The 25684-nt window shown below is 25.9% G+C and carries 30 protein-coding genes and 1 pseudogene; 14 read left to right on the top strand and 17 right to left on the bottom strand.

Going from position 1 to position 25684, the window contains the following annotated elements; translation table 11 throughout:
- Positions 1 to 169: 169 nt before the first annotated feature.
- From B8869_RS00450 to B8869_RS00465, 4 genes are all read left to right on the top strand, one after another.
- Positions 170 to 1816, top strand: a complete 1647-nt coding sequence (locus B8869_RS00450; RefSeq protein WP_084229781.1) for a relaxase/mobilization nuclease domain-containing protein — start codon at positions 170 to 172, stop codon at positions 1814 to 1816.
- Positions 1817 to 1834: 18 nt separating this feature from the next.
- Positions 1835 to 2596 (top strand): DUF3801 domain-containing protein, encoded by a 762-nt coding sequence (locus B8869_RS00455; RefSeq protein WP_084229783.1) that lies wholly within the window; start codon positions 1835 to 1837, stop codon positions 2594 to 2596.
- A gap of 27 nt (positions 2597 to 2623) precedes the next feature.
- Positions 2624 to 3058, top strand: coding sequence for a hypothetical protein (locus B8869_RS00460; protein ID WP_084229785.1), 435 nt, complete (start codon positions 2624 to 2626; stop codon positions 3056 to 3058).
- Positions 3059 to 3284: 226 nt separating this feature from the next.
- Positions 3285 to 4010, top strand: coding sequence for a hypothetical protein (locus tag B8869_RS00465; RefSeq protein WP_084229787.1), 726 nt, complete (start codon positions 3285 to 3287; stop codon positions 4008 to 4010).
- 283 nt (positions 4011 to 4293) lie between these two features.
- On the opposite strand, the pseudogene B8869_RS00470 reads toward B8869_RS00465, so the two are convergent.
- Positions 4294 to 4671 (bottom strand): annotated as a pseudogene (locus tag B8869_RS00470) (IS30 family transposase); the annotation flags it as partial.
- 316 nt (positions 4672 to 4987) lie between these two features.
- Here B8869_RS00470 and B8869_RS00475 point away from each other — a divergent pair.
- Complete coding sequence (locus tag B8869_RS00475; protein WP_084229789.1) at positions 4988 to 5887, top strand: type IV toxin-antitoxin system AbiEi family antitoxin domain-containing protein; 900 nt, start codon at positions 4988 to 4990, stop codon at positions 5885 to 5887.
- A gap of 240 nt (positions 5888 to 6127) precedes the next feature.
- Complete coding sequence (locus B8869_RS00480) at positions 6128 to 7114, top strand: IS30 family transposase (protein WP_084229742.1); 987 nt, start codon at positions 6128 to 6130, stop codon at positions 7112 to 7114.
- On the opposite strand, the gene B8869_RS11535 is transcribed toward B8869_RS00480, so the two are convergent.
- The 7 genes from B8869_RS11535 to mobC all read right to left on the bottom strand — a co-directional run bounded on the left by B8869_RS11535 (position 7106) and on the right by mobC (position 11092).
- A complete protein-coding gene (locus B8869_RS11535) occupies positions 7106 to 7255 on the bottom strand; it encodes a hypothetical protein (protein WP_159445215.1) in 150 nt (49 codons plus the stop codon). The two genes, B8869_RS00480 and B8869_RS11535, sit on opposite strands and share 9 nt — an antisense overlap.
- A complete protein-coding gene (locus B8869_RS00485; protein ID WP_084229791.1) occupies positions 7237 to 7884 on the bottom strand; it encodes a nucleotidyl transferase AbiEii/AbiGii toxin family protein in 648 nt (215 codons plus the stop codon). The genes B8869_RS11535 and B8869_RS00485 overlap by 19 nt, the downstream gene beginning before the upstream one ends.
- Before the next feature lie 292 nt (positions 7885 to 8176).
- Positions 8177 to 9070 (bottom strand): HipA domain-containing protein, encoded by an 894-nt coding sequence (locus B8869_RS00490; RefSeq protein WP_084229793.1) that lies wholly within the window; start codon positions 9068 to 9070, stop codon positions 8177 to 8179.
- Positions 9071 to 9088: 18 nt separating this feature from the next.
- Complete coding sequence (locus tag B8869_RS00495; protein ID WP_084229795.1) at positions 9089 to 9283, bottom strand: hypothetical protein; 195 nt, start codon at positions 9281 to 9283, stop codon at positions 9089 to 9091.
- A gap of 27 nt (positions 9284 to 9310) precedes the next feature.
- A complete protein-coding gene (gene fic, locus B8869_RS00500) occupies positions 9311 to 9907 on the bottom strand; it encodes a protein adenylyltransferase Fic (RefSeq protein WP_084229797.1) in 597 nt (198 codons plus the stop codon).
- 48 nt (positions 9908 to 9955) lie between these two features.
- Positions 9956 to 10711: a Fic family protein gene (locus B8869_RS00505; protein WP_084229799.1), complete on the bottom strand. Its 756-nt coding sequence runs from the start codon at positions 10709 to 10711 to the stop codon at positions 9956 to 9958.
- A gap of 33 nt (positions 10712 to 10744) precedes the next feature.
- Positions 10745 to 11092, bottom strand: coding sequence for a plasmid mobilization relaxosome protein MobC (gene mobC / locus B8869_RS00510; RefSeq protein WP_084229801.1), 348 nt, complete (start codon positions 11090 to 11092; stop codon positions 10745 to 10747).
- A gap of 177 nt (positions 11093 to 11269) precedes the next feature.
- Between mobC and B8869_RS00515 the strand changes: the two genes are divergently transcribed.
- The 3 genes from B8869_RS00515 to B8869_RS00525 are packed head-to-tail and all read left to right on the top strand — an operon-like array spanning position 11270 to position 13267.
- Entirely contained in the window at positions 11270 to 11761 is a 492-nt protein-coding gene (locus B8869_RS00515; protein WP_084229803.1) for a hypothetical protein, read from the top strand.
- Positions 11751 to 12089, top strand: coding sequence for an HD domain-containing protein (locus B8869_RS00520; RefSeq protein WP_084229805.1), 339 nt, complete (start codon positions 11751 to 11753; stop codon positions 12087 to 12089). Before B8869_RS00515 ends, B8869_RS00520 begins: the two co-directional genes overlap by 11 nt.
- Complete coding sequence (locus B8869_RS00525; RefSeq protein ID WP_084229807.1) at positions 12086 to 13267, top strand: HD domain-containing protein; 1182 nt, start codon at positions 12086 to 12088, stop codon at positions 13265 to 13267. Before B8869_RS00520 ends, B8869_RS00525 begins: the two co-directional genes overlap by 4 nt.
- A gap of 107 nt (positions 13268 to 13374) precedes the next feature.
- On the opposite strand, the gene B8869_RS00530 is transcribed toward B8869_RS00525, so the two are convergent.
- Both B8869_RS00530 and B8869_RS00540 read right to left on the bottom strand, forming a co-directional pair.
- On the bottom strand, positions 13375 to 13941 hold the full coding sequence (locus B8869_RS00530) for a peptidoglycan recognition protein family protein (protein WP_084229809.1): 567 nt from the start codon (positions 13939 to 13941) through the stop codon (positions 13375 to 13377).
- A gap of 709 nt (positions 13942 to 14650) precedes the next feature.
- Positions 14651 to 17053, bottom strand: a complete 2403-nt coding sequence (locus tag B8869_RS00540; RefSeq protein ID WP_084229813.1) for a glycoside hydrolase domain-containing protein — start codon at positions 17051 to 17053, stop codon at positions 14651 to 14653.
- A 256-nt stretch (positions 17054 to 17309) separates the two neighbouring features.
- Between B8869_RS00540 and B8869_RS00545 the strand changes: the two genes are divergently transcribed.
- Entirely contained in the window at positions 17310 to 17774 is a 465-nt protein-coding gene (locus tag B8869_RS00545; protein WP_084229815.1) for a hypothetical protein, read from the top strand.
- Between the two features lie 97 nt (positions 17775 to 17871).
- Positions 17872 to 18540: a hypothetical protein gene (locus B8869_RS00550; RefSeq protein ID WP_084229817.1), complete on the top strand. Its 669-nt coding sequence runs from the start codon at positions 17872 to 17874 to the stop codon at positions 18538 to 18540.
- A 37-nt stretch (positions 18541 to 18577) separates the two neighbouring features.
- Here the strand turns inward: B8869_RS00550 and B8869_RS00555 are convergent, their stop codons facing one another.
- The gene (locus B8869_RS00555) at positions 18578 to 18946 is read right to left on the bottom strand and encodes a phage holin family protein (protein ID WP_084229819.1); all 369 of its coding nucleotides are present in this window, start codon (positions 18944 to 18946) and stop codon (positions 18578 to 18580) included.
- 105 nt (positions 18947 to 19051) lie between these two features.
- Here B8869_RS00555 and B8869_RS00560 point away from each other — a divergent pair, with 105 nt between their 5' ends.
- Both B8869_RS00560 and B8869_RS00565 read left to right on the top strand, forming a co-directional pair.
- Positions 19052 to 19393 carry a hypothetical protein gene (locus B8869_RS00560; RefSeq protein ID WP_084229821.1) on the top strand — a complete coding sequence of 114 codons (342 nt, stop codon included), beginning with the start codon at positions 19052 to 19054 and terminating at the stop codon, positions 19391 to 19393.
- 174 nt (positions 19394 to 19567) lie between these two features.
- Complete coding sequence (locus B8869_RS00565) at positions 19568 to 20653, top strand: IS30 family transposase (protein WP_084229822.1); 1086 nt, start codon at positions 19568 to 19570, stop codon at positions 20651 to 20653.
- 110 nt (positions 20654 to 20763) lie between these two features.
- On the opposite strand, the gene B8869_RS00570 is transcribed toward B8869_RS00565, so the two are convergent.
- From B8869_RS00570 to B8869_RS00585, 4 genes are all read right to left on the bottom strand, one after another.
- Positions 20764 to 21324: a recombinase family protein gene (locus tag B8869_RS00570; RefSeq protein WP_084229824.1), complete on the bottom strand. Its 561-nt coding sequence runs from the start codon at positions 21322 to 21324 to the stop codon at positions 20764 to 20766.
- Positions 21325 to 21689: 365 nt separating this feature from the next.
- The gene (locus tag B8869_RS00575) at positions 21690 to 21983 is read right to left on the bottom strand and encodes a hypothetical protein (protein WP_084229826.1); all 294 of its coding nucleotides are present in this window, start codon (positions 21981 to 21983) and stop codon (positions 21690 to 21692) included.
- A 197-nt stretch (positions 21984 to 22180) separates the two neighbouring features.
- Positions 22181 to 22420 carry a hypothetical protein gene (locus B8869_RS00580; RefSeq protein ID WP_084229828.1) on the bottom strand — a complete coding sequence of 80 codons (240 nt, stop codon included), beginning with the start codon at positions 22418 to 22420 and terminating at the stop codon, positions 22181 to 22183.
- Between the two features lie 197 nt (positions 22421 to 22617).
- Positions 22618 to 22938, bottom strand: coding sequence for a hypothetical protein (locus B8869_RS00585; RefSeq protein ID WP_234989694.1), 321 nt, complete (start codon positions 22936 to 22938; stop codon positions 22618 to 22620).
- Positions 22939 to 23253: 315 nt separating this feature from the next.
- On the opposite strand from B8869_RS00585, the gene B8869_RS00590 reads away from it, so the two are divergent.
- Complete coding sequence (locus tag B8869_RS00590; protein ID WP_084229832.1) at positions 23254 to 23943, top strand: hypothetical protein; 690 nt, start codon at positions 23254 to 23256, stop codon at positions 23941 to 23943.
- Positions 23944 to 24230: 287 nt separating this feature from the next.
- Here B8869_RS00590 and B8869_RS00595 read toward each other — a convergent pair whose 3' ends face one another.
- Both B8869_RS00595 and B8869_RS00600 read right to left on the bottom strand, forming a co-directional pair.
- Positions 24231 to 25361 carry a hypothetical protein gene (locus tag B8869_RS00595; protein WP_084229834.1) on the bottom strand — a complete coding sequence of 377 codons (1131 nt, stop codon included), beginning with the start codon at positions 25359 to 25361 and terminating at the stop codon, positions 24231 to 24233.
- Positions 25339 to 25684, bottom strand: a 346-nt coding sequence (locus B8869_RS00600) for a DUF6017 domain-containing protein (RefSeq protein WP_234989695.1), incomplete at its 5' end; no start/stop codon positions are given. The genes B8869_RS00600 and B8869_RS00595, both read right to left, overlap by 23 nt.

The raw sequence follows: 25684 nt of genomic DNA on the forward strand, positions 1-25684 counted from the left end.
AATTACTTGAATTATACCTCTTTTTAGGGGTATAATAAAAACATAAAATAAATTAATTAGCAAGCATTGGTATTGTACGCACAAATGTACGAACACTTGCACATACAATACCGCTTGTTAGGGATATCCCTAATACCCTTTAAAATTTTCAAAGAAAGAGAAAAAAATAATGGCTTATTGTAAAAGAATAACAATAAAAACTGATTTGAAAAATCGAATTAAGTATGCATCTAATCCTGAAAAAACGGATGAAAAAATATTTGTATCTAATTACAAATGTGATGACAATTTTGAAATTGCTTATTCAATGATGAAGGCTACTAAAAAAATTTTCAATAAAGATAATGATGAAAAAATTTTAGGGTATCATGTTATGCAAAGCTTTAAAAAAAATGAAATTTCTCCAATAGAAGCTCATGACATTGGAATGGAAACAATGAAAAAATATTTGGAAGATAAATTTGAATTTGTTCTTGCAACTCATTTAGATAAGGAACATATTCACAATCATATTATTATAAATTCTGTGAGTTTTATAGACGGAAAAAAATTAAATGCAGACAACAAAAATTTACAAAAATTAAGAGATTGTAGTGATAAAATTTGTAAAGAACATGATAAATCTATAATAGTTCCTAATGAAAAAAATAGGTCTTTAAATTATAAAGAATGGATAGCTAAAAAAGAAAATTATTCGTTAAAAGATTTAATAAAAATTGATATAGATGATTCTATTTTAGATTCAAAATCTTATGAAGATTTTATAAAAATTATGAGTGATAAAGGCTACAAATTGAAGTATGGAAATGTAAAATATAATACATTTAAACATAAAGATTTTCAAAAATCTGTGAGAGGATTTCGTTTAGGAGATGAGTATACAGAAGATGAAATTAAAAAAAGAATTAAAGAAAAAAATTTAGAAACAGAAATAGAAATAAGAGAAAAAAATAATTTTAAATTTGAATCTTTTGTAAATAATTCTTCTAAAAAAGAACTATTAAAAAATTTAATCGACACTATAATTTTACAAGCTGAAGATGTAGAAGATTTTAAAAATATGCTTGAAGAAAATAATTTTTATGATATAACTTTAGATAAAGAATACTTAAAAGTTAGACATAAAGATTTTAAAAATATTTTTAAATTAAGTTCTCTAGGCGAGGAATATAAATTAAAAAATATAGATGAGAAAATTAAAAATAATTTTATAAAAAGAGCAACATTTGATGACATAAAAAGAAAATTTTTTGTTGAGAAAAATGTTAAAAGTGATAGTAAAATTTCGAAAGAGGACCATATAAAAAAAGAAAAAAATGAGTCAGACAATTTTGATTTTTATGATTTAAAAAATAAATTTTTAAAATTGAAAAATGATCATAATATAGAAAAAAATTTGTTTAAAGAAAAAGATTTTACTAAGCAACTTTATTATGAAAATTATAAATATGTTAAAGGCGGAGTTGAATATTACGCTGCGTATAACAAACGACTTGACAAGTATATAGATACATTAAAAAGATTTAAAATAAATGGTAATTATGACTACTTATTTAAGCTTACAATGAGATATAAAAGTAGACTTGAAAGTTATAAAAATGATATAAGTAAAGCTGAAATTCTAATTGAAAATTATATGAGTAAAGGTGATTTAGAACAAGCTAATAGTTTAATTAATTCGTATGAAAATTTAAAAACTGAGTATGAAAAAATTGAAAAAGACTACAAAGATTTGAAAGAAGTTAACGGCTTTATTTATTATAAAAACAAAGAAAAATTTGAACTAGAAAAAGATAATTCTGATCACCAAAGATAACTTAAAGGGGGTGGAAAAATGGCGACACTTAGTGATGAGTTTATGGATTTTGTCAAGAGAGTAGCAAGTAGGTCAGCAAACTATTATATTAGATCTTTGATGTATAAAAAAAGAGATAAGCTATCTAAAAAGGCTAAGAAAAGTTTTAAGTATTTAGAAAAAAAGATGCCTCATAAAATAAAATCTGTTGATTTAAAAGCTTCAGAAAAAGATTTATTTATCGAGATGGCGAAGAAGTATAAGGTGAAATCTTATAATATAAAAGATACAGTAGACAAAGATTACGTTATGTTATTTTATAATTCGGATGACTTATATAAGGTATCTGAAATACTAAGAAATATTTCTTTAATGAAAGAGAAAGAAAGCTTAACTAAGGATGAGACTCTTAATAAAGAGAGTGACAAATTTAAAAATTTCAATACCGAAAAAGAACAAACATATGAAAAGAATGATACTAAAAAAGATGAAAGAAATAAGATTTATGAGACAACTTTTGCGAAAGAAGAATATAAAGAATTCGATATATTTGCAAAGAAACAAGGTGTTCAGTTTGAAGTAGATAAGATATCTGATGGAAAAGTAACTGTATCATTTGATGAAAAATATTCTGATAACGTTTCTGCATATTTTAAAGAGTATGCTAAATCTAATATAGATGAAAGAGATAAACAAAGAAGTTCTCTTGATGATATTATTAAAAATGTTCAACCTAAGATTGACAAAATTAGAGAAGAACAAATTAAACATAAAGATCATGGTCAATATGAAAGGGCTTGAAATTAATAAAAACAAAAGAGGTACGGTATGAATAATATTTTAAATAATTTGGATTTATTTTATAAGAATTTAAGTATGGATACACAGTTACTAATAGCTTATTTGGGATTATATATTATTTATTATATTATTGTGCGTATAAACAATGTTGATAATATCCTAATATCTTTGGTTGCAGGAATTTTTAAATGGGCTTTTATTGGAATATTCTTAGTGGCTACAAGAGCGGCTATTGAAACTGGGCAAATTTATTTAGGAATAGTAAATATAATTATAGTTTATTTTATTTCAAGATTGGCTAAAAAACGTTCTTTATGGACAAGTTATAAAAGAGATTTGTATTATGAAAACTATCTTGACAAAAAGATAGAAAAATCTGAAAAAAGAAAGGATTTATTTAAATTTATAGTGCGAGATGCTAAAAATTCTCTAAAAAAAGATATTTCAAGTACTAAATTTTAGTTGACTTATTACTAAGTTTTAGTATAATAAATATTAGGTTGCCAGAAATAGTTTGTGTAAACTGTTTTTAGGCTATAAAGAGTCTGCAAACGATACCGTAGGTTTATATAATCAAGTTTATAGTTGAAAATTTTTATTTTATGGGTAAGTTTACTAAACGTTATTTATCGTTTTAATATATAGAATAACATTTAGTAAAGAAATTAATTGAATTGTGGAGGATATAATGAAAAATAGGGCTAAAATAAGTTTGATTTTAGCATTAAGTCAATTGGTCGTTCCATGTACTGTATTTGCTAATGAAAATAGTTATAATTTTATTAAAAACAATAGCAACAGTAATTATCCCTTTGAAGTTAATGAAAACATTGAAAAATATAAAGCGATTGAGCTCAATGAAGATATTGAAAAATATATAAAAAATGCCAATTCTGTTGAAACTTACTTTATTCTCGGGGATAAAGTTACATATTATATTGGCGAAAATTATACTATAGTAAAAGATTCGTGTGGATATTACAAAATAGATTTTTTGTCTAATCAAGAAGTATTGGTTAACGGAGAAAATGTAAAAAGTAGAATCGTAGTTGAGGAAAAAGCAAGAAGTATAACTGGCAACGAAAGAATGTCGGCTAGCTCATTGGTAAAATATGATGAAAAAAGAAGAGAATATAACGTTATTGGTTTAGCTCCGAGTGTAATAGGTGGTATAGTAGGAGGAGTAGTAGGAGCTAAAATTGGTGGCCGTTTGGGTCAAGTGTTTTCTATAGTAGGTGGAGCGGTAGTTGGACTTGTATCAGGCGGTAGTTTTGATGAATACTATATATCCGTAATAACTGAATACTATTATGAAACTCCAATAATAACAACTCGTCCTAAACTCGTAAATAAAAATATTGTGTATCATGGACCAAAGTATGATAGATATAAAAATTATTGGTTTACGCTATAAATGGAAAAATTGAAATATATTTTATTTACGACTTTATTTATAATAATTTTTAAAATATTATTTATTCATTATTTTGGAATTAGCATAGATGAAATATATGCAAAATACGTTACGAGTAGTTTTATTGGAAGATATCATATAGATATTATAGGATTAGTAGTAGTTGCGTTATTATTAATTATATGTAAAAAAAATGAAAGATAAAATAAATAAATTTTCTCTAAATTGCAACAATAAGTTAGCCACTTTTGAACACTAAAGTAAACCAAGTGATATAACTTCCCTAAATATCTAGGGAAGTTTTTTCTATTAACTTTAATTCTTTAATAAACGCTTCTTCAGCAGTCATATATCCTAAAATTTTCCTTGGATAATCATTCATCCAATTCATTATTCTTTCTATTTGCCTATCTGTGTAATTACCTATTTCTTCACCCTTCTTTATAAATCTTCTTATCAATTTGTGTTGATTCTCACTTGTTCCTCTTTCATAGGAACTGTATGGATGACAGTAGTAAATTTTTACATATTCACATATCTTTGTAAGGCTTGAAAATTCAAGTCCATTGTCTGATGTTATTGTTTTAAAGCCTTGCTCTTTTAATTGATTTGTTTCTTTTAGAAAACTAAGTCCTTCTTCTACTGCTTTATTTGTTTTTGTATATCTTTCATAATATTATTATACTACATTAAATCACACAATTGTATCTGTTGTTTAACGGATATTAGTATAAAAAGCGATTAAAGGGTCTGATCCTGTGGTCATTTTTTTACTTTAGTTTTTAATTTGACAAAAAAATTCATTTGGTTTATAATGTGTATACACATTATAAACATTAGTTATTTATAATATCTGTAATTAAACTCTAGTTATTTACAGATATTTAGTTGTAATTTGACAACTTTAATCAAATACACTATAATGTGTATACACATTATAGTTTCTACACTTAAATTTATTTAAGAGGTTTAACAATATGCCAAGATTAAGTAAAAAACAAATATTAAATAAATCAAAAAAGAAAATAAAAGAAAAATTAGAAAATAAATTAGTATATAGTATTGAGGAATTAAATCATTTTTTAGATGAGGATGCCAGAAGTTTAAATTTACCTAAAACTTTAAAAATAGAAGAATTAATTGAATTTTTAGAGGATAACCAAATATTAGAAGGAATTCAATTAAACTTTCCGAGGAAAACGGTAATAAGATATATCAGCAAATGTAGCCAAGATATTAAATATGATGATTTATTAAATATTGTTAGTACAATTACTTCAAAAGGATACTTTTCTCATTATACGGCTGCGTTTATTCATGGACTTACAAATAACATTGTAAAAAATATATATTTTAGTTATAAAAATTCCACAAACAATAAACCAACTAAAAAATTATTGCAGGAAAATATAGATATGGCTTTTAGTAAACCTGCTAGACTTACAAATAATTTCCTTGTATATGATATTTACAAAATAGTATTATTGGAAAATACATTTAGAGATGAAGGGATATTAAAGAAGTTAGATAAAAAAAATAACAAATTTATAAACTTCACAGATATAGAAAAAACATTGATAGATATATCAGTTAGACCGGAATATGCTGGAGGAGTTGCTGAAGTATTAGAAATATATAAAAGAGCTAAAGGACAAGTATCTTCGAATAAGCTAAAAGCCTATTTAAAAAAAGCTAATTACACTTATCCTTATCATCAAGTAGTAGGGTTTTACTTAGAACATACAGGATATAGTGAATTAGCTTTAAAGTTTATGGAAGAATTTCCAATAGAATATAACTTTTATCTTACTAATGAAATTAATAAAAAAGAATTTTCAAGTAGATGGAAAATATTTTATCCTTCAGGATTAATATAAGGTACTAATTTTTCAATTAAGTTAAGAACATAATTATAGTAAAAAGAAAACTCTTCTAAATTCACATTTCCAGGGACACTAGCTTTTAGAGTATTGTAAGTAAGCGAATGAAGATTATAAACATCTTCATTTTTTATTGATAATTTATCATAACAAGTGCAACATAAATAAACTCATAGCTAATCAGCTGTGTTAATATGTAAGTGACCAAACAAAACATATTAAAAGGAGTGATTAACTATGAGCTATAACCATCTTACCATAGAAGAAAGATCTTGTATTTACCAATTTTTAAATTTAGGAATGAGTATAAGGAAAATTGCACAAGCACTTAAAAGGTCACCTAGTACAATATCTAGAGAAATTAAAAGAAATTCATCTAAGATAAAAGTTAGTAGGGGAAGTTACACTAAGTACTTTCCGATAAAGGCAAATGATAAATATATTGATAGAAGAAAAGACTGCCATAGAAAAAGTAAATTTTCTAAAGATGTTATTGATTATTTAACTGTAAAGATTAACGAACATTGGTCCCCTGAACAAATATCAAATAGAAACACAAATGAGATTCATGAATTACCATCTACATCAACGATATATAGAATGATACACGCCAAAAAGCTGCCAAAAACTAGTATGAAAAATTTGAGAAGAAAAGCTAAATTTAAAAGGCCAGCAGAAAAAAGAGGAAAATTCAATGATAAAGGTAGAACAATTAAGAAAAGACCTAAAGAGATATACAGAAGGCAAGAATTAGGCCACTGGGAAGCAGATACAGTGGAATCAGGCAGATTAGATCATAAAAGGAAAAGTAGATGTTGTTTCGTAACTTTAGCAGAAAGAAAATCTAGATATTATATAGCAATCCTAGTTGAAAATAGAAAGTCGGAAAGCGTAACACCAGCAATAATAAATGCATTAAAAGATTATCCAAAAGAATTAGTAAAAACAATAACCTTTGATAGAGGTAAAGAATTTTCAGAATTTGAGAAAATAGAAAAAGAATTAGGATGCAAAACTTATTTTTGTGATCCCTATTGTGCATGGCAAAAAGGTACAAATGAAAATAGTAACGGACTTTTGAGGGAGTTTTATCCTAAGGGTATGGATTTATCAGAAGTGAATATTGATGAATTAAATTATAACTTAAGTTTAATGAATAATAGACCTAGAAAATGTATAAAATATAAAACACCTAAAGAAGAACTTTTTGGTCTCTTACCATAGGTGTTGCATTTGATTTGACAATTCGTCTATTTGTAAAAGTAGAGATAACGGAACATCCTTAACTTCAAACATAGCTTTTAAAATTTCAATACTTTTTAAATTAATTAATTCAGATTGAGGGATTAGTTCTTCAGACACCATATAAATATCATAAAAATCTCTAGCACGTGAGCTAGTAGTACATAACATTTTTTCTTATACTCTTCAGTTTGTTGACATATAGCACGTAGTTTTTCAAACACTATCATTAAAGGAGTATAAACCCTAATAGTATAATCATCTAATTCAATTAATTGACTAGAGTCGATATATTCATATTTGCTAATATCAATTTCAAAAGTTCTTTTATTAGAATTTTCAGTAACAATAGAAGCTTGTCTTCTAAGTGAATCTATATCATTTTTTAAAGTTTCAAACAATTCTTGTTCAATAAATTTAAAAGAAATGTTGTAGCCGCCCCAGTTATAACGTCTCGATATATTTATCTTAGGCTTTTCTATAATTTTTTCATCAAAAACACATAAACCGTATTTGTTAAATTGAAAATCCAATTGTAACTTTAATTTTTTTAAAACCTCTTCAGGAGTTAAGTTATAATCTATAAAATCTTTTTCCATAGAAAAATCAATATCTATAGAGGCTCTAGAATGTAAATTATGAGCTAGTTCTATAGCATTACCTCCCTTAAGAGAAAGAATTTCCATTAAAGTATCATCAGAAAATAAAGATAATATTACTAATTTCCGTATATCTTTTAGAGTTAAATCCATAATTTTGTTTACCTTTCTGCACAATAAATTGACACATCATAAATTTGATATTGCTATTTTATAACTTATTATATAATTTAAGAGTACCAATAAATAACTAAATCCTATGTAATACTAATCACTGACTATGTCTTAACAAAATGGTATAATAACACACGGATAATTTAACTAAAAGAAATAGTTAAAAGTATTACTCATAGGAATTGACTTAATGTAAAAATTTAATGAGTTGTTAGTATAAATTCATTAGAATAGTACATAGGATTTAAATTTGTAAGGTTCAAGTTGAACCCTATCTTTCTAAGCTATTTTCTCTATTTTTTTGTAAATTATAGGCTTTATCTAATATTTTATGCTTTCTTTCAGAAAGCATTCTACAGATAAACTCCTTATACGTTTTTGAAATATAAGGTGTATTTTCTATAATTTTATTTATTTGTATTAAATCTATTCTAGATTTAATCTTTTTTAGAGATTTTATACAATCAGTATTGTTAGTAGTTGTAAGAAAATTATAATAATTTATTTTAACACCATTTTCTTTTAATGCTGAATTTGGGAAAGTGTATATTCTTTTATCTATTTCAGCTTGAGATAATAATATATTTTTCATTTGTTCATCTAGCAACTGAGGATATAAACAAGAACCACAATCATATATTGGAGCTATTTTTACATCTTGTTTCATATCATTTATCAAAAATCCCCAATTTCCATTATGTCTATCAAAATTTCCTAAAAAAGCATCTATTACAAACATATCCCAAAAATATTCTTTTAACACTTTATTATCTATTAAATTTTGTGTCTCAATTGTATTTAATATTTCATTTAAATCTGTTCCATAGCCATTTTCCAGACTATCCACTATAGTATTTTTTAAAAAAGCAAAATCCTTAATCACATAATTATTAATAGCTAAATCTTTACAGGCTACAACTATTTTATCATTATATAAACCCAATAAAGTTTCTTGAACAGGAACATCTAAAGTTTTAATAATATTACAAGCGATATATTCACTAAAACTACTATTCGCATAACTCATAAGATGATTGTTTTTAGCTATAGGGGGAAATTTTAACATATAATTTTTATTATTATATATAACTCCTATTTTACTTCCATTTGCTCCACCATATATTTTTAAAGGATTAACCGTACAATTTGTAAAATCTATATTCATTTCATTAGTTCTCCTTGATTAAAATAAATATTTTTTTCTTAAATAATCAGCTTCCTCTTTTGAAATTAAAAAATCATATTGAGCTGAATTTATAGAACCATAAAGTTCTCCCCACAAGCAGTCTATGACAGTTGATTTTGTTCGAATTCCTTCTTTATATGCGTTAATATCTTTCTGTAAATATTCAGGCAAAGTTCTTTCATCTCTACTCATTAATCACCTCAAGGTTCAAGTTGAACCCTATCTTTCTAAATTGTTTTTAATATCTCTTGAAATGGACATAATATTATACCTATTAAGCCCTTCATACTCATAGGAAGCTTGTATTCCCCTCATATATACTTGCCTATCATTTATTTTATCAGTTAGTGCTGTTTTTAATAGAAATTCCAATTCAAGACTATTTATGGGAGACCTTTCCATCGCTTGCAAATAGTTGTATTTGTCTATTAAACTCCAATCTATACACTGCGATAAATTCTTTTTAAGTATTAGATCTAACCAGATTCTAGTAGATCTTCCATTCCCTTCCAAAAACGGATGAGCCACATTCATTTCTACATATTTATTCAATATTTCTTTGAAGTTATTCTCCGGCATTTTATCAATTATTTTTAAATTATCTTCTAAAAATAATACTGGTGCAAATCTAAAGTTACCCTTTGCTATATTTAATTTCCTTATTTCTCCTGCAAAATCAAAAACATCTTCAAATAAATATTTATGTATTTGTTGTAGCCCTTTAGTTGTTCCAATTTCTATTTTTTCATATATTTTATTTTCCCAAAAATCTATAGCATTTTTCTTACTTAAATATTCTTCATCTATAACCTGCATAAAATATTCCTTTCTATCCTTTTAAAATAATAGGGTTCAACTTGAACCTTATCTTTCTAAATTATTTTCTTTATACTTAATCATATTTATTTCTTTTTTATAATCTAAAAGTCTCTCTTCTTCAAGTTTATAAATTAAATCTAAAAATAATTTTATATCCTTATTTTTACCATAATTATCTAAAGCTTCATAATATTCTACTCTATTTTCTGATTTTATATTAATAGATAAGTATCCTAATTTCATTAATTCATAATTTAATAATAATCTTGCTGTTCTTCCGTTTCCATCAGCAAAAGGATGTATTCTAACAAATTCAGCATGAATCCAGGTAGCTTTTTCTATGCCTTCAGGGTATCTCTTCATATCTTCCATAAAAAATTTCATTTCATTTCTTATCTTTTCCCATGTAGGCGGAATAAAAGATGCTCCTAGTATTCTTACATTTTCTGTTCTATAAATTCCTCCATGAAAAATATTTTCAACAACTATTTCATGAATATCCTTTATAGTATCTTCTGATAATTCTTTATTTTCAAAAACTTGATTTTTAACATATTCATAAGCCTTATTATTATTAGTTACTTCATATATTTCTCTTAATAACTTGCCTCCTATAGATACTCCATCTACAAGTACTGTTTTTACTTCATTTAAAGTTAAAGTATTTCCTTCTATCTTAGTTGATTCATGATGAAATCTTAATTCAAAGTCTTTTTCTAAGCTATAAATTGTGTTTTCAGAAAGATAATATTTATTTTTATTTACATAATTCTTTAAAACTTTTAAATTATATTCGTTCATATTTATTTCCTTTCATCAAGAACATTTTAAATACTATAACAAATCCATGACTTTTAACTTTATATTTTCAATTTCTTTTTTCATATAATCTATATCAGATTGAAAAACAGGTTGTCCGGAATTAACCATTCTTGAAATCTGATTAATATTTTTTCCAATAGCATTTATTTCTTGAGTTAAATTTCTGATATTATCTAAATTTTCTTTTTTAACTTCAAAATTTTCAATTTTTCCTTTAATTAATAAATCTCTTATTACCTGACTATAAGTTTTACTAGCAGTTTTTTCTTTAAGATGTTGTAATTTAATTAATTCTTTGTCATTTAAAAAGATACTTATCTTTTTGTTTCTTGTCCTATTATCGTTAGTTTCGTATGCCATTTAATCACCTACATAATTTACATTTGTGTTAATTATATTACATTAATGTAAGTTATTCAAACACAAAGAAAGAGAGATTTAATTTATTTATTAAATCACTCAAACATTGAAAATTTATAATAGCCCGAAAAATAATTTTTATGATATACTTTAAATAATTAATGGGGGGCGTATAAAATGTCAAATAAGGTTTTAGATTCTATATATCAACAAATAATTGGGGAAAGTTTTGATTCTAGTATATTCCTTGAAAGAATGAAAATGCAAAAAATTGTATATCTTATGAAAGTTATGGGAATAGAAGTAGGTAATTATAATTTTTATTGGTATAAATATGGTCCTTATTCACAAGAATTGCAGAATGATATAATATCATATAACGAAAGTATTCAAGATTGTAGTATAAAATATTCAGATGATGCTATTGATACAATGAATTATATTAAAGGAATGGTGGATATTAATACAGAATATGATAAAGCTCATTGGTTAGAGTGTTTAGGCTCGATATATTATATAAAAACTAATGTTATGAAATCGAAAGTATCAGATGATAAAATAAATGAGGAATTAAAAAAAAGAAAAAAACACCTTAATAATGATAATGCAAATTTAACAGCAATATCAGAAATAAATAAATTATTTAGTGAGAATTGTAATGGAAAGTAACAAATTAAATTTTGTTGGGAAAGTTTTGGATAATGTTCATGGCTTTATATATTATACTGGAACAGAAGAAAAAATAATAAATAGTAATTTATTTAAAAGACTACAAAATATAAAACAATTAAGTATAGTAAATTGGGTCTTTCCAGGCTCTGAACATACAAGATATATACATTCTTTAGGAGTTATGTATATTTGTGATAAAATAGCAGTACAATTAAATCTTTCAATAGAGGACAGAAAGATAGTAAGATTAGCCGGACTATTACATGATATTGGTCATTATCCACTATCTCATGTAGGGGAGTTCCCGTATAAAAAAATCTTATGAATGTTGAAAAAAATAATATTGAGAATATAGATTTTTATGAAAAACATAATAAAAAAATAAAAGAAGATTTGGAAAAATATATTAATAATTCAAATTTAAAATATGAATTTATGACTAAATCAGAAGGTTGCCACCATGAGAATATAGGTTCTTTTGTGGTTTTAAATAATAAAGAAATTCGTGAGTATATAGAGAAAGAATGCGGGGAAAATGCTCCAACTATAATATCAGATATGATTACGGGGAATACTGAAAGAAAAGATATTACAAATCCAATTCTAGTACAAATATTACATTCTGAGTTAGATGCAGATGGAATTGATTATTTGATGAGAGATGCTATGTTTTCAGGAACGAGTTTTGGACAATTTGAAATGGAGCAACTCATAGGGTGTATGGAGATAGGAGAGTATAAAAATAATAAAGTTTTATGCATCAATCCTAAAGGAATTGCGGCGGCAGATCAGTATTTAATAAATAAATTTTTTTCATTTTCACAAGTTGTGTTTAATAAACATATAAGTGTTACGGAATTTATGGCTGAAAAAATTATTGATTGGATGCAAAAGAATAATGCTTTTTTCCCTAGAAAGAATGTATTGCAAAATTGGACTAAGTTTGAAGATAATGAAAGTACAAAAAAATATATTGAATTTACGGACAATCATTTTTGGAGAGCTTTGCATAACGTTATTAATGATGAATTATCTGAAATTGCACCAGAATTTATAAAGAAATTTTCTGAAATGTTGATTAATCATTCAGAACTTAAATATATTGAAAATAGTGAAGTGAAAGTGGTTTCTAGTGATATTGAAGAAATAAAAAAGATAATAACGGAATCAGATACATACAAAAATATTGATAATTCTAATAAAGAAATTGTGTTAATGCATGAATATAGGCTTAGTAAACAAATTCCAAAAAAGATATATGATAAAATTTTAAAAGAAAAATTTGAAAGAAATTTTGAAACAGGAGAAGATATTACAGAATATATTAAAGAAGATATTACAGAATATATTAAAGAAGATATTGAAAATTTGAAAATTAGAAGGTTAATGGAATGCATTTGTATTAAAGATGGTGATGATGTTAGACTATTAAGCGAAGATAATAGATCTTTAATAAAGACACTATGGAATTTAAGAGTTATAATATTAAGAAAATATAAATAATATGTATAAAAACGGTCTGTTACAAAATAGACGTAAATAAAAAATGGCTTATTTGTTATGAGTAGACCATTTTTTATTTAATTTAATTATGACAAACATTTTTATTATTAACAATAATTGAGTAAATGTTTTAATTCAAACCTAAATTTATCCATATCTTTATTGTGTCTAGAAAACCAATGCATAACATCTGAATGGTTTGATGCTATCCCTAATTTAAAACCTTCGCTATGACAAAGTATATCTTTTTCTGTTAAATTATATATCTTACATAAATACACACATAATTCTAAAGATTCTATATATACAGATTTAAAATAATTTTCATTATTTAAATCATCTTCACAAATTTCAATTCCTATGTGAGAATTATTAGCTTTTCCACCACAATGCCATCCTTTAATTTTCCATGGAAGAGTCTGATATGTTGCTATACTACCATTTTCTAATTTACCTATAAATGCATGTACACAAACTTGCCTTCCGTCAGGACGAAACTGATTCCAATGATTATTATATTTATTAGTTCCAAGAATTCCATCATTAGGACCAATATATCTTTTTAACCAAGGATTATTTGCACCTGTTGAATGAAGCATTATTCCTTTTGGCTCAAAAATTTTACCTACTTTATAACATTCATTATTTCTTAATATTAATTTTTTTAAATTCATTTTTCTAACCCCTTACATTAAATAGTATTTTTTTAATTTATTTGGGACATATATCTTTATACTATTTGTATTTGATATTAATATAGACGCTTTAATTTTGTACTACGCTCATATTAATGCAATAAAATAAAAAACTATGATATACTCAATGTGATTTAAATTTTGGGAGATTATTTTATGAAATAGTTTAATTAAGTATATAACTGTTTAAATCTATCTTCTTTTAACAAAATATAGTTTATGATAAAATGTACAAATTATAAAGGAGATGTCAGTAATGTCTAAAAAACAGAAAATTTATTTTTATTTATATATTTTTTTTATGATATTTATACCACTGTTTCTTGATTGGATTACTATATTCATTCCTGAACCTGATCTTTCAAAAATTCATAACCCACATGCTTTTCAATATATAGACGACAGAACTTTCTTCATTGCACTGATACTTAATTTCGGAATATATTTATATCCTTTACATTTTATTTTTATTAATAAATTAACCTTAAAAATAAAGAAAAATTTATTTGTATTAACTTCGATTTTATCTATAATGATAGTTCCTATAAGTTATATGATATATAATTTTTCTATTGATGATTATTTTTTTGTTTTGGCTTATATTTTAATAATATTTATTCTTCCTTTTATAATAATTTACTATATAAAGTCTATCTTATATAAGAGAGGAGCATAGCTCCTCTCTTTACTAATGTGTATTACGTAGTAAATAATAAGCAAATGCATAACAGCATGCATTTTGTTCTTCTTCAGTTGAATTTCCTTTTAATGAATTCAAACCAAACTTAGGAAATTTTGTTAAAATACTATCCATAACATTTTTTATAGATTTTTCTAGTGAATTAATGTTAGAGAAATCTAGTCCATCATACTTATATTGCGAATATCTACTATTTTTAGTTATATTAGTATAATAAATACTCATAGCTGTACTTAAATTATTAATTCCATTGTCTTTATTTACGAGTCTAGATATTCCTATTGCATCTGCATCATCACACAAATCAATAAAATGACATTCATTGCCTAATTTTTTAATATCAACTTTATTTGAAATAAAATAATCCGATGCAGTTTCTGTATATGCTCCAATTAATGATACAGCTGATTTTTTCACATCAAGGTTTGGATATTTGGACATATATACATTTAATGTTCTCATTCCTGTTGCTAAGTCTCCAGCCCAACCTACCCACGTATCTGGACTATTATTCAAAATGCAATATGCTAGTGTTGTTACTGCCCAATGTTGTAGGTCATTAAGTCCTACCTTAGTATCGCTTATTTCATTTTCTATAAAACTTTTAACTTCGTTATATATCTTGATATCTTCAGCTTTAAAATACTCATCAAAAGAATCATCAAATGGTGTTACAGCAATCGAAAACTTACCATAACCTTTAAGATATTTTTTACTCAAAAAATTCAGCACCCCTTGATATATGAATGGAATATTGAAATTACCATTCTGGAATGATTTTAATTGATATTTTGAATAAACCAACTCTATCTTTTTTACTAAATCAATCGCATTAAAAATAGTAGGTTTTAAATCCTTAACATTAACTTCTTTAGGAAGATAACTACTCAAAATATATTCCTTTGGAACATCTACTGTATTACACGCAGAAATTTTACCACTATAAGCAACTTTATCTAAATCCCATTTTCCACCATATTTCTTTATTTCATGAAATTGGTCATAATTCCAATTATTTGGTATTGGAAATCCTAAGTTCCCACTAAAACCAGTAGACATGTCAGATACAAAGCTTGAGATAGAATATCCAACATTAGCTACTCTTGTACAAACATTTCTAGACGCATAAATTCCTACAGAATATCTTGAATCAATAGTTTCATTAATGCCTTTAAAATAAGGAATTATATTGCTATCAATCTGATAATCATATACATCCATATCTACTGCAAAATAAATTACTGTAGATGGAATGCCTTTTGATAATGCTGCCTCACTTGCTTTTTCCCCATGTTCTAAACCTTTTATATAGGTAAATTCACTTATTTCTCTTCCATTTTCTTGGAAAATAGGAAAATATTTCATACCACCATCAATTATTCTTTGTAATTCTCCTTCACGAATTTCTTTAAATGAACCACCAGTTAAATATCTACCTACAATCTCATAACCGTCTGACTTTAATTTATTTAATAAATCTGACGTTATTTCAAATCTTGTATCGCATGCTATAGCCTTTCTACTAATGTTACCTTTTGATATAAAAAGACTCATCCATGTATCAGTATCCACTTTCCCTGTTTTACTAAGAGCATATTCTTCTTGAAATAATCTTATACTAGTTTCAAAAGAAATATCCCAATAACCGCTTTCTTCTACATGATATCCATTACATATAAGCATTACCTTTGCAATCCATAGGTAGTCAGGATATGATCCATAATTATTTTGTGTAATCGTTACTAATTTTGATTTAGTTCCATTTCCAAAATTCCCTGTTGCTTGAGTTGGCGAATAGCCCTGTATAGATTGCAATATCTTAATCATAGCTTTATTCATTTCTCTGCCATAAAGCCCATCCGTTGGTATTATTCCCGTATACTCTCTATATTTTCTATTTATTTTTTGTTGCATATCTCTAATAACAAACCTTCCACAATATCTTGATAACAAAACGAATTGTTGCATGGATAGTAACGCTTTCATAATGTCAAGAGTAACTGTAGAATCTCCTCCTATTCCCATATCAGCTTTTAATTTTTTTATTGCAGTGCCTGTACCAGAATAGAAATTTTGACTAATACCACTTCCAACAGAGTATCCTTTACACCAAAGTGCTCCTTGAATAATTGAATATACATTTGAAGTTGTTTTATCATCTTTATTTTGTTCAGATATCCCTGAAGGCCATTTTTTTGAAAATAAAGACTGTGTACCTGGCCCAAAATTATCTGCTGTGTTTGATATGCCTAACTCGATTTGTAATGCTCGTGTCAATGCATTAATTGTTGGCCATCCTGTTTTACCATTCTCATCAACCTTTTTAAATCTAGAATCTTTTCCATAAGTTTCATTCAGCCATTTTTGTGTTTCTAGTACCATTTGATCCATAACATCATCTCCCTAAATATATTAGTTGTACAACATACTATGATGATAAATTAAGTTTAATTAAAAAAACTGCCAATAATATGATACATTTAATAAAAGACTATTGACATTTTTATTTTAGTATGAAATAGTTTAATTAAGTAGATAACTGTTTAATTAAGTAGATAACTGTTTAAAACTATCTACAGAAGTATAGGAAGGAGGATTAAGAAAACGTTTTGTAGATAGAATTTTATAAATTTTAGGAGGGATTATTATGCTAAAAAAATCTAGAATTCTTACATTACTAACTATACTTTGCCTATCTACAACATTGTATGCTCAAAAAGTTGATTGTCAAGAAGTACCAAAATTTGAACCTAAAATAGGTTCAATTATTACGTATGGGACTAACGTTCCTGGAAATTTAAAATACATGTCTCCTGGCTCTAGATATGATTTTAGTATAGGATATAGTCAATCTACTCTGTATACCAACTATGCGCTCTATGGTTCAACTATGTATACCATGGTAGCTAAAACTGTATCACCATTACATTCTACAAAATTAATAATATGGGCAAATCATAATGGCAAACGAGTTAAACTAGATGAAGCTGATATATCTAGTGGATATTACGACACCACTCTTTCATTTTATGCACTGTCAAAAGATGATTATGTATATGTAGAGTTTGTTGGGCCTTGTAGTATAATAGGATACATTTATGCTCAACAATAATTTATGAAAGGAATATAAAAATGAAAAAACTATAAAAGGATTAAGTTTAGCTATATTATTTATTTTTGCCTTAGGAAATATAACATTAGCAGCAAGCATGGGTGATGTAAAAGCTTATTCTTATCCTGATACTAAAGATTTTTTTGGGGGATACTTTGATTTTTCAGGAAGTGCTCAAGAATTAAGAGTAAGAGATAGGGATGTAAAAAATGTTTATGTAAGTGTAAAGGCTTTATGTAGAGAACGAATAATCAAAACTGTAGATAAACTAGAGCACTATAGATCGGGTGCTTATGCAGGTGGTACTGGGTTTTTTCAAGAAAATTTTGATGGATATATAGAAATATCAGCATTAGCAAGAACACGCTATGTAGATGATAGTACAGATCAAGACTCAGATAGTTCATATATTAGATATATGTATCCAGGCCCTCAACCTTTTAAAGAGGGGTATAATGCAGATCAATTAAATTCATTTAATAATACTTTTGATGCTCATGCTCAAGAATTAATATTGTTGGGAAAAGATAATCCTACGGTTCTTCGTACAAGAGATGCGGGAAATAAATTTCAATTTGTTTCTAGGAGCCAGTTATGCACTGATGATAGTTATGAAAAGTATAAAGGTATATATGTAAACTATGTATTAGATGCAAATTTACAAGAGGGAGATTTTATGCCTACAGGAGTATATATTTTTGATGATAATGAAGTGAAAATTGTATCTATAAATGAAAATCAAGTATATACTTTTAATACAAAGTAAAAAAATAGTAAAAGAGAAAGTTTTAAAACTTTCTCTTTTACTTTAATTTTTCAAACCATATTTTTACATATTCGAATATTGTTCTAGGTATAGGAATCCCTAACTCAGATAAATTTTCAATTAAAGAAATACAGTAGAATAAAATAAAAAATATATTTAAATATAAAGCTATTGATTCATAATCTAAAATAGTCAAATATATCCAAATAGTTATTATTAAAATAATAACTATAATGTGTGTTATTAGTCCTTTAATACCCACACTACTTTTTATTTTTTTATTTAATATTGATTTGGCTATGCCTGTCAAAACATCAAATATAACAATTAAAAATAATATATGAATAAAAATATTATTTTTTAATTGAATTACTATTTTTAATATTTCGCTAAAACTATAATACATAAAAATCACCCCTGAATTAGTATATCTTTTCAATATTAATAAAACTGCCAATATTGGCAGTTTTATTAATATCTAAAATAATATTTTTGTATCAGGGGTAATCTTATGAAAAATATAAGAACTGATTTAAAAAAAGAATTGAGAAAAGATTGTAAAAAATATATTAGATGTATAGAAAGTCAAAATTACTTATTCATAATAAATGAAGAAATAAAAATCAATATAGAAAAAGAACAGATAATTTTAAATATTGTTGAATATATGAATGCTACTTCTATAGATGAAAAAATAATTTTTAATTATCGATTTTTAAGCAAGGAAAAATCATGCATCGCTTTATGTTTGTATTTGTATATATCTGAAAGAACTTTTTATAGAAGACAAAATAATTTGTTAGACCAAATAAATTATTTTTATAGAGGAAGCCTATTTATAAGAACTAGTTAGATTATGTAAATTAATACTAGTACAAGAATAGCTAAGTTAGGTTGACTAATTTTAAAAAGATATTTTAATGTAAGATTGTAAAATGAAGTTAGCCATATCAAACTAAAAAAAGTCATGTAAACTTTGTGATATATTAGTAATGACTAAAAAACCAAATTCACAAAGGAGATTTACATGACTTATCTAAATAATAACACAAAGAGAAACATTAAAGGAAGCCACCTTTCAGAAAAAGAAATGATTTTAATAGAGGCATATAAAGGCGAGGGATATAGCAATAGGAAGATTGCTGAAAAATTAGGTAGATGCCACCAAACAATAAACAATGCAATTAATAAAGCTAGTGTTACTCAAAAGAAACAAGTATCTCAAAATTCGAAAGTTTATGTTTATGAAGATGTAAAATACTTCGCTGATCTTAATCATAGAATATATCTTGAAAATAGAAAAAATTGTGGAAGAAGACCTAAATTTTTAACTTGTGAAAAATTTTTAAATTGGGTAGATGAGAAGATTCTTAAAGAAAAGTGGTCTGTTGACGCCTGCGTAGGTTATGCAAAAAGAAATAATCTTTTTAATGACAATGAAATCCCATCAGTAAAAAGCATGTATAACTGGATAGATAAAGGTCTGATGAAAACAAAGAATATAGACCTGGCACTTAAGCTAAAAAGAAAACCTAATAAGAACAACAAAAAGAATAGAAAAAACAAGATGGCATTAGGAGAATCAATAGAGTTTAGACCAAAAGAAATAGAAACAAGAGAAGAGTTTGGAGATTGGGAAATAGATACAGTCATAGGAAGTAAGAAAAAAACAGATCCAGTACTTCTAACATTAACAGAAAGAAAAACAAGATATGAACTAATAATAAAGATAGACTCCAAAACAAATAAAGCAGTAGAAGAAGGACTTAGTTTTCTAAAAGAAACAAATCAATTAAAAGAGCAAGGCTTTAAAACAATAACATCAGACAATGGACTTGAATTTTCAAGCCTTACAAAGATATGTGAATATGTAAAAATTTACTACTGTCATCAATACAGTTCCTATGAAAGAGGAACAAGTGAGAATCAACACAAATTGATAAGAAGATTTATAAAGAAGGGTGAAGAAATAGGTAATTACACAGATAGGCAAATAGAAAGAATAATGAATTGGATGAATGATTATCCAAGGAAAATTTTAGGATATATGACTGCTGAAGAAGCGTTTATTAAAGAATTAAAGTTAATAGAAAAAACTTCCCTAGATATTTAGGGAAGTTATATCACTTGGTTTACTTTAGTGTTCAAAAGTGGCTAACTTATTGTTGCAATTTAGAAAAAGATAAAATAATTGAATTTAATCAACTATAATAAATGGGCTAATCATTTTCGATTAGCTCGTTTTAATGTACTTACAGAAATTCCTGTCATTTCACTAACTTGTTTATATGAATAAGATTTTTTCAACTCTAAAGCATGATTTATTTGTTTTTGTGAAAATTTTTTAGGGCGACCTTCTCTATAATCTGATTTTAATTTAGCAATGGCCCTTCCCTCTTGAGTACGCTCTACAATAAGATCTCTTTCAAATTCAGCAAAAGCAAAAAATATTTGCCTAATTAATTTACTAGCAGGAGTATTATCCATAATGCCAATATTTAATATATGGACTCTAACATTTTTTTCTAAAAGAGAATTAATTAATTTAGAACCTTCAATGGCACTTCTAGCAACCCTATCAAGTTTAGTAAACATTAAAGTATCTCCATCTTCCAATAAAGAAAGTAATTTATTTAGTTCAGGTCTATCAATTTTTGTTCCTGTAAAAGATTCTTGAAAAATTTCATCCGCACCTGATCTCTTTAATTCATCAATTTGTTGTTGTAAACCATTACCATATTTTTCTTGTCCATGAGTAGATACTCTAGCATATCCATAAATCACTAAAAAAACCTCCAAAATATAATATATAAATGACACCAAGTTTTGAGCTCATAATATATGTGTATTTTACAAGACAAAATAATAGGTGTCAAATGTTTGAAGTTTTGACACCTATTTTATAAAATTTTAATAGGTTATTATTCTTTTTAAGTCTAAGAAATCGCATAATAGATATTAAATAAGAAAAGTGATGTTGCAGAAATAAATAATTTTATTTTGCAACATCACTATTAGCTTAGTTTATATTACATATTAAGTTACATGCTATTTACTATCTAATAATTTTTTTATGATATATCCTATGAGTAATATTGAAATTATCATGAATATAACTGGTAATTTATCTAAAAATGTATTCATATTATTTAATATGGGATCGCTCCGCCATAACCTCCATCATTACCAACGGTTATACCAACTGCACCTGAAAATGAACCTGTGCCTCCAACTGGGGTGAATGTATATGTGGTTTCAGCTCTTGCAGGAGTAGTGGATGACGCAACTTGATTAATAATAGTTGGTTGTCCAATGCTACATGTTCCTCCACCACAAGAACTTATTGGGGAATATACTCTATCTATTCTACTTGCAGCACTTCTATAAGTGCTATAGTCAAAACTAAAGCCGACCCAATAAACTCCGTAACTTTTTTTAACCACTGCACCATTAATTGTTGTATGTTGAGAACTACTACTTACAACAGTACCAGTATTTTCAATATAAGCGTTCCATTGTCCAGAATTTAAGCCATATGCTTTTTCTACTGCTTCTAAATCTAAAGTTTCTGTTTTAATAACAGAACCATCAGAAAACGTTTCTGTTACTATTTTTTGAAAATTATCGTTTGTATTTTCTTCTACATGTATAGGTAATGAATCTTTTTTTCACTTTCTAGTAATTGCCCTTTTTCTAACTTGTTTATTAAATTATTTTTTACTTCATTATTTATTTCTAAATAATTAGATTGTACCTCAAAATTAGAAACTCTGTTATTTATTTCTTGAACCGAAAACATTTCGGAAGCTTTAACCTGCGTGGAACCAACTACGATTAATCCAAACATTGTGACAACTATCAAATTTCTGATTTTTTTCATAATTTCCCTCCAAGTCTTTTTATAAATAAATGCAATTAACTAAGCTTATGTGAATACTATAATATTATAGTAATAATGTCAAGGAATAATTATACCAACTTTAATCATTAAGTATATTTAGTCTTTTGATTATCTTTTAAAACATTATATTCTATTGTAGATTTTAAAGAAAATTAAGATAAAAATTATTAATTATTTCACCTAAAGATATCATTAAAGGTTTTTTTCTTAGTTATATTAGTTTTTAAGAAAATTTGTTTTTCAGCGTATTGTTTAAAAAATTCAGCTATAAGATTTTCATATTCTTTTTCAAATGCTAAAGTTATATAATTTTTGTCAGTATATTCTGTAGTACACACTATATTATTCTGTTCGCAAAATATATTAAAGTCTTTATATTCTTCCCGGGTAATATTAACCAGGTAATAATTTTCTTTTTTTGTTTCTTCAGGAAGATCTAATATAGTAGTATGTTCGTCTTCAATCAAATATGATTTAGTTTCAATTCTTTCAAGCATTTCTTCCCAAGACATAGAATTATTAAAAGCTGAAAATTTAAATTCTTCGGGATTTTTTAAGCAACTTTCCGCGAGTAAATTAAATTGTTGTTTGCTATAATTACCTTCAAGAAGAGGATTTATATCAATGTTTAATAACGCTAAATTGCATTATAACATTTAAATAAAAATATTAACAGACTATTCATATAAACGAATTTATGATACTAATATTATTAGTAAGAATATAGGACACTTGTATTAAGGAGGAGATTCCGTTGTACATATTAAAAGAGAGATAAAAAACAATTTTAAAAATATAAGGGGGAAATATTTATGAAAAAGAAAATTAGTTTATTTTTATTGATAAATATTATCATACTAAATATAATAACACCGATTTATGCCAGTTCGCTAAATGACGATAAAAATATGTTAATGCATGATAATTTTCAACTGATAAAAGAAACTCCAACTAAAATAATTTATTCTTATGATAACAACTATACAAATACAAAAGATCGAGTTGAAGTTGATTATATAGAGAATACTGCAAAGATATATCATGGTTTAGACTCAATTGATGTTATAACTTATGAGAAAAATGGTGATAGTTCTACAAATATTTTATTAAATGGTAAAGTAGTTGGAAAAGTTGAAAATGAAAATGAAATTTCTTATAAAAGTTTAGGTGAATGGACTTACAAGAATACAAGTATGCAGTTAGAAGCTGTAAAATCAGGAGCTTTAGGTGCTGTATTAGCTTCGCTTTTTGGGCCTATAGGCTGGGGAACTATTTTAAATGCTATTATGGGATTTGCTGCTGGAATGGTTGCTAATGGAACGTCACCATTAACAAATTTGTACTATACTTTAGGTGCTAAAAGAACAATTGATAAAGTAGAAGGGAATTTTATAACTTATTTTGAAGAAAGAAAAGAATATACTTATAAAGACCCGGCTCGAACTGTACAAATAGACTATAACTATGATAGTTTCTATAACACTGTAAATTATTATCATTAATCTATGAAGAAAAAAATATTAATAAATATTCTAATCTATTCACTGGTTATATCTTATTTTATATTTATTAAAGATAAATCTATTTATAATTATTTATCAAACAGTGAAAGAACATATTTAGTTATTAGGATGGTTTTAGGTTATTCCATAGCAGTAATAGTATTAAATTTGATTGTAAAATTTTTTAAAAAAAATAATTGAGCAACATTCTCTTGAATTAATCATAGTTCAAGAGAATGTTATTTTAAAGCATTATTTTAGTTTATAGCTTGTGTATAGATGGCAAGTTATGATCTAAATATATCTAAAAAATTCTTTTTATCGGCAATATTAGTTTTTAAGAAAATTTGTTTTTCAGCATATTGTTTAAAAAATTCAGCTATAAGATTTTCATATTCTTTTTTAAATGATAAAGTTATATAATTTTTGCTAGTAGATTCTGTAGAACAGATTATATTATTTTTTTCACAAAATATATTAAACTCCTTATATTCTTCCCGGTTAATATTAACCAGGTAATAGTTTTCTTTTTTTGCTTCTTCAGGAAGTTCTGATATATTATTTTCTTCTTTCTCGTTAATTAAATATTCTTTATTTTCAATTTTTACCAACATATCTTCCCAAGACATAGAATTATTAAAAGCTGAAAATTTAAATTCTTTGGGATTTTTTAAGCAACTTTCCGCGAGTAAATTAAATTGTTGTTTGCTATAATTACCTTCAAGAAGATGATTTATATCAATGTTTAATAAAACTAAATTATAGAGCAGTTCTTTTTGAGAAACAGAATATTCAGACCAATTAAAATTAAACTTAGACAATTTATATTTTTTATCAAGTTCACGATATAGAATTCTTCTTAACTCCAAGAAATCCTTATCTTCAGGGAATAATTCTATATCTAAACCATTATCTAGAGCTTGTTTTATTGTTTCTTGTGATTCAGAACTATAACAATTTATAATTGAGAAATCAGAATTTCCATTAGTTTGACTAAAAGAGCATTTGGTCTCGTTATTTTCAAGCTCAATAAGTCCTTTACTCGTGCATCTTTTACATTTTTTAAAGTATCCTCGTATTGAAGAATGTGTGAATGTTCCTTGACAATTATAAGCACTAAAGTTTTTAAGTTTTGATGCGGTGGAATCTTCAGTAATTCTTTTTCTAAATTTTCTATATTTAGTTTTGTTAGTGGCTCTTCCATGAATAGGGGATACATAATCTTCAGAGAATGGTAATATGCGTTTAGAGTTGCTCGATGTTGTTCTATATCCGTCACATATCTCAACAGTTTCAACTGCTCCGTCAACTCGATTAATGACATCTTTTGAATCTCTTTCGTAGGTATTTTCTTTATTTTCATATGGGTCTCCTTTAGTTTTAACAAAGATATTTTTAAGCAAGCTGACCACATTCATCCGGATAAACTCTCCTTTTTCTAAAAGCGTGCAGACTTAATTCCCCTAGGTCATTATTAGCTTCAGCTTGATAGTAATAATCTATGGTGAAAATTGAGTTATATAGACTGGTAATCAAATAGTTTTTAATATTTCTAATTTTATTAGATGTATTAGATAGGCATTCCAAAACATACACTAAATGTTTGTATTCAAGCATATTAAACCTTTGTTTTACAAGTTCTATAGGTGTTCTAGAACCTGAAATAACTATTTGTGTATTATTATTTTGCATAAAAATTTCAGTAATCAATTCTACAGCTGAATTAATTAATTTTAAATCA

It is taken from the genome of Peptoniphilus asaccharolyticus DSM 20463 (assembly GCF_900176115.1).
Lineage (GTDB): Bacteria > Bacillota > Clostridia > Tissierellales > Peptoniphilaceae > Peptoniphilus > Peptoniphilus asaccharolyticus.

Excerpts from the sequence above, each read along its gene's own strand:
- B8869_RS00450 (WP_084229781.1), top strand. The coding sequence starts at position 170 with ATGGCTTATTGTAAAAGAATAACAATAAAAACTGATTTGAAAAATCGA.
- B8869_RS00455 (WP_084229783.1), top strand. The coding sequence starts at position 1,835 with ATGGCGACACTTAGTGATGAGTTTATGGATTTTGTCAAGAGAGTAGCA.
- B8869_RS00460 (WP_084229785.1), top strand. The coding sequence starts at position 2,624 with ATGAATAATATTTTAAATAATTTGGATTTATTTTATAAGAATTTAAGT.
- B8869_RS00465 (WP_084229787.1), top strand. The coding sequence starts at position 3,285 with ATGAAAAATAGGGCTAAAATAAGTTTGATTTTAGCATTAAGTCAATTG.
- B8869_RS00475 (WP_084229789.1), top strand. The coding sequence starts at position 4,988 with ATGCCAAGATTAAGTAAAAAACAAATATTAAATAAATCAAAAAAGAAA.
- B8869_RS00480 (WP_084229742.1), top strand. The coding sequence starts at position 6,128 with ATGAGCTATAACCATCTTACCATAGAAGAAAGATCTTGTATTTACCAA.
- B8869_RS11535 (WP_159445215.1), bottom strand. The coding sequence starts at position 7,255 with ATGGTGTCTGAAGAACTAATCCCTCAATCTGAATTAATTAATTTAAAA.
- B8869_RS00485 (WP_084229791.1), bottom strand. The coding sequence starts at position 7,884 with ATGGATTTAACTCTAAAAGATATACGGAAATTAGTAATATTATCTTTA.
- B8869_RS00490 (WP_084229793.1), bottom strand. The coding sequence starts at position 9,070 with ATGAATATAGATTTTACAAATTGTACGGTTAATCCTTTAAAAATATAT.
- B8869_RS00495 (WP_084229795.1), bottom strand. The coding sequence starts at position 9,283 with ATGAGTAGAGATGAAAGAACTTTGCCTGAATATTTACAGAAAGATATT.
- fic (WP_084229797.1), bottom strand. The coding sequence starts at position 9,907 with ATGCAGGTTATAGATGAAGAATATTTAAGTAAGAAAAATGCTATAGAT.
- B8869_RS00505 (WP_084229799.1), bottom strand. The coding sequence starts at position 10,711 with ATGAACGAATATAATTTAAAAGTTTTAAAGAATTATGTAAATAAAAAT.
- mobC (WP_084229801.1), bottom strand. The coding sequence starts at position 11,092 with ATGGCATACGAAACTAACGATAATAGGACAAGAAACAAAAAGATAAGT.
- B8869_RS00515 (WP_084229803.1), top strand. The coding sequence starts at position 11,270 with ATGTCAAATAAGGTTTTAGATTCTATATATCAACAAATAATTGGGGAA.
- B8869_RS00520 (WP_084229805.1), top strand. The coding sequence starts at position 11,751 with ATGGAAAGTAACAAATTAAATTTTGTTGGGAAAGTTTTGGATAATGTT.
- B8869_RS00525 (WP_084229807.1), top strand. The coding sequence starts at position 12,086 with ATGAATGTTGAAAAAAATAATATTGAGAATATAGATTTTTATGAAAAA.
- B8869_RS00530 (WP_084229809.1), bottom strand. The coding sequence starts at position 13,941 with ATGAATTTAAAAAAATTAATATTAAGAAATAATGAATGTTATAAAGTA.
- B8869_RS00540 (WP_084229813.1), bottom strand. The coding sequence starts at position 17,053 with ATGGATCAAATGGTACTAGAAACACAAAAATGGCTGAATGAAACTTAT.
- B8869_RS00545 (WP_084229815.1), top strand. The coding sequence starts at position 17,310 with ATGCTAAAAAAATCTAGAATTCTTACATTACTAACTATACTTTGCCTA.
- B8869_RS00550 (WP_084229817.1), top strand. The coding sequence starts at position 17,872 with ATGGGTGATGTAAAAGCTTATTCTTATCCTGATACTAAAGATTTTTTT.
- B8869_RS00555 (WP_084229819.1), bottom strand. The coding sequence starts at position 18,946 with ATGTATTATAGTTTTAGCGAAATATTAAAAATAGTAATTCAATTAAAA.
- B8869_RS00560 (WP_084229821.1), top strand. The coding sequence starts at position 19,052 with ATGAAAAATATAAGAACTGATTTAAAAAAAGAATTGAGAAAAGATTGT.
- B8869_RS00565 (WP_084229822.1), top strand. The coding sequence starts at position 19,568 with ATGACTTATCTAAATAATAACACAAAGAGAAACATTAAAGGAAGCCAC.
- B8869_RS00580 (WP_084229828.1), bottom strand. The coding sequence starts at position 22,420 with ATGAAAAAAATCAGAAATTTGATAGTTGTCACAATGTTTGGATTAATC.
- B8869_RS00585 (WP_234989694.1), bottom strand. The coding sequence starts at position 22,938 with ATGCTTGAAAGAATTGAAACTAAATCATATTTGATTGAAGACGAACAT.
- B8869_RS00590 (WP_084229832.1), top strand. The coding sequence starts at position 23,254 with ATGAAAAAGAAAATTAGTTTATTTTTATTGATAAATATTATCATACTA.
- B8869_RS00595 (WP_084229834.1), bottom strand. The coding sequence starts at position 25,361 with ATGAATGTGGTCAGCTTGCTTAAAAATATCTTTGTTAAAACTAAAGGA.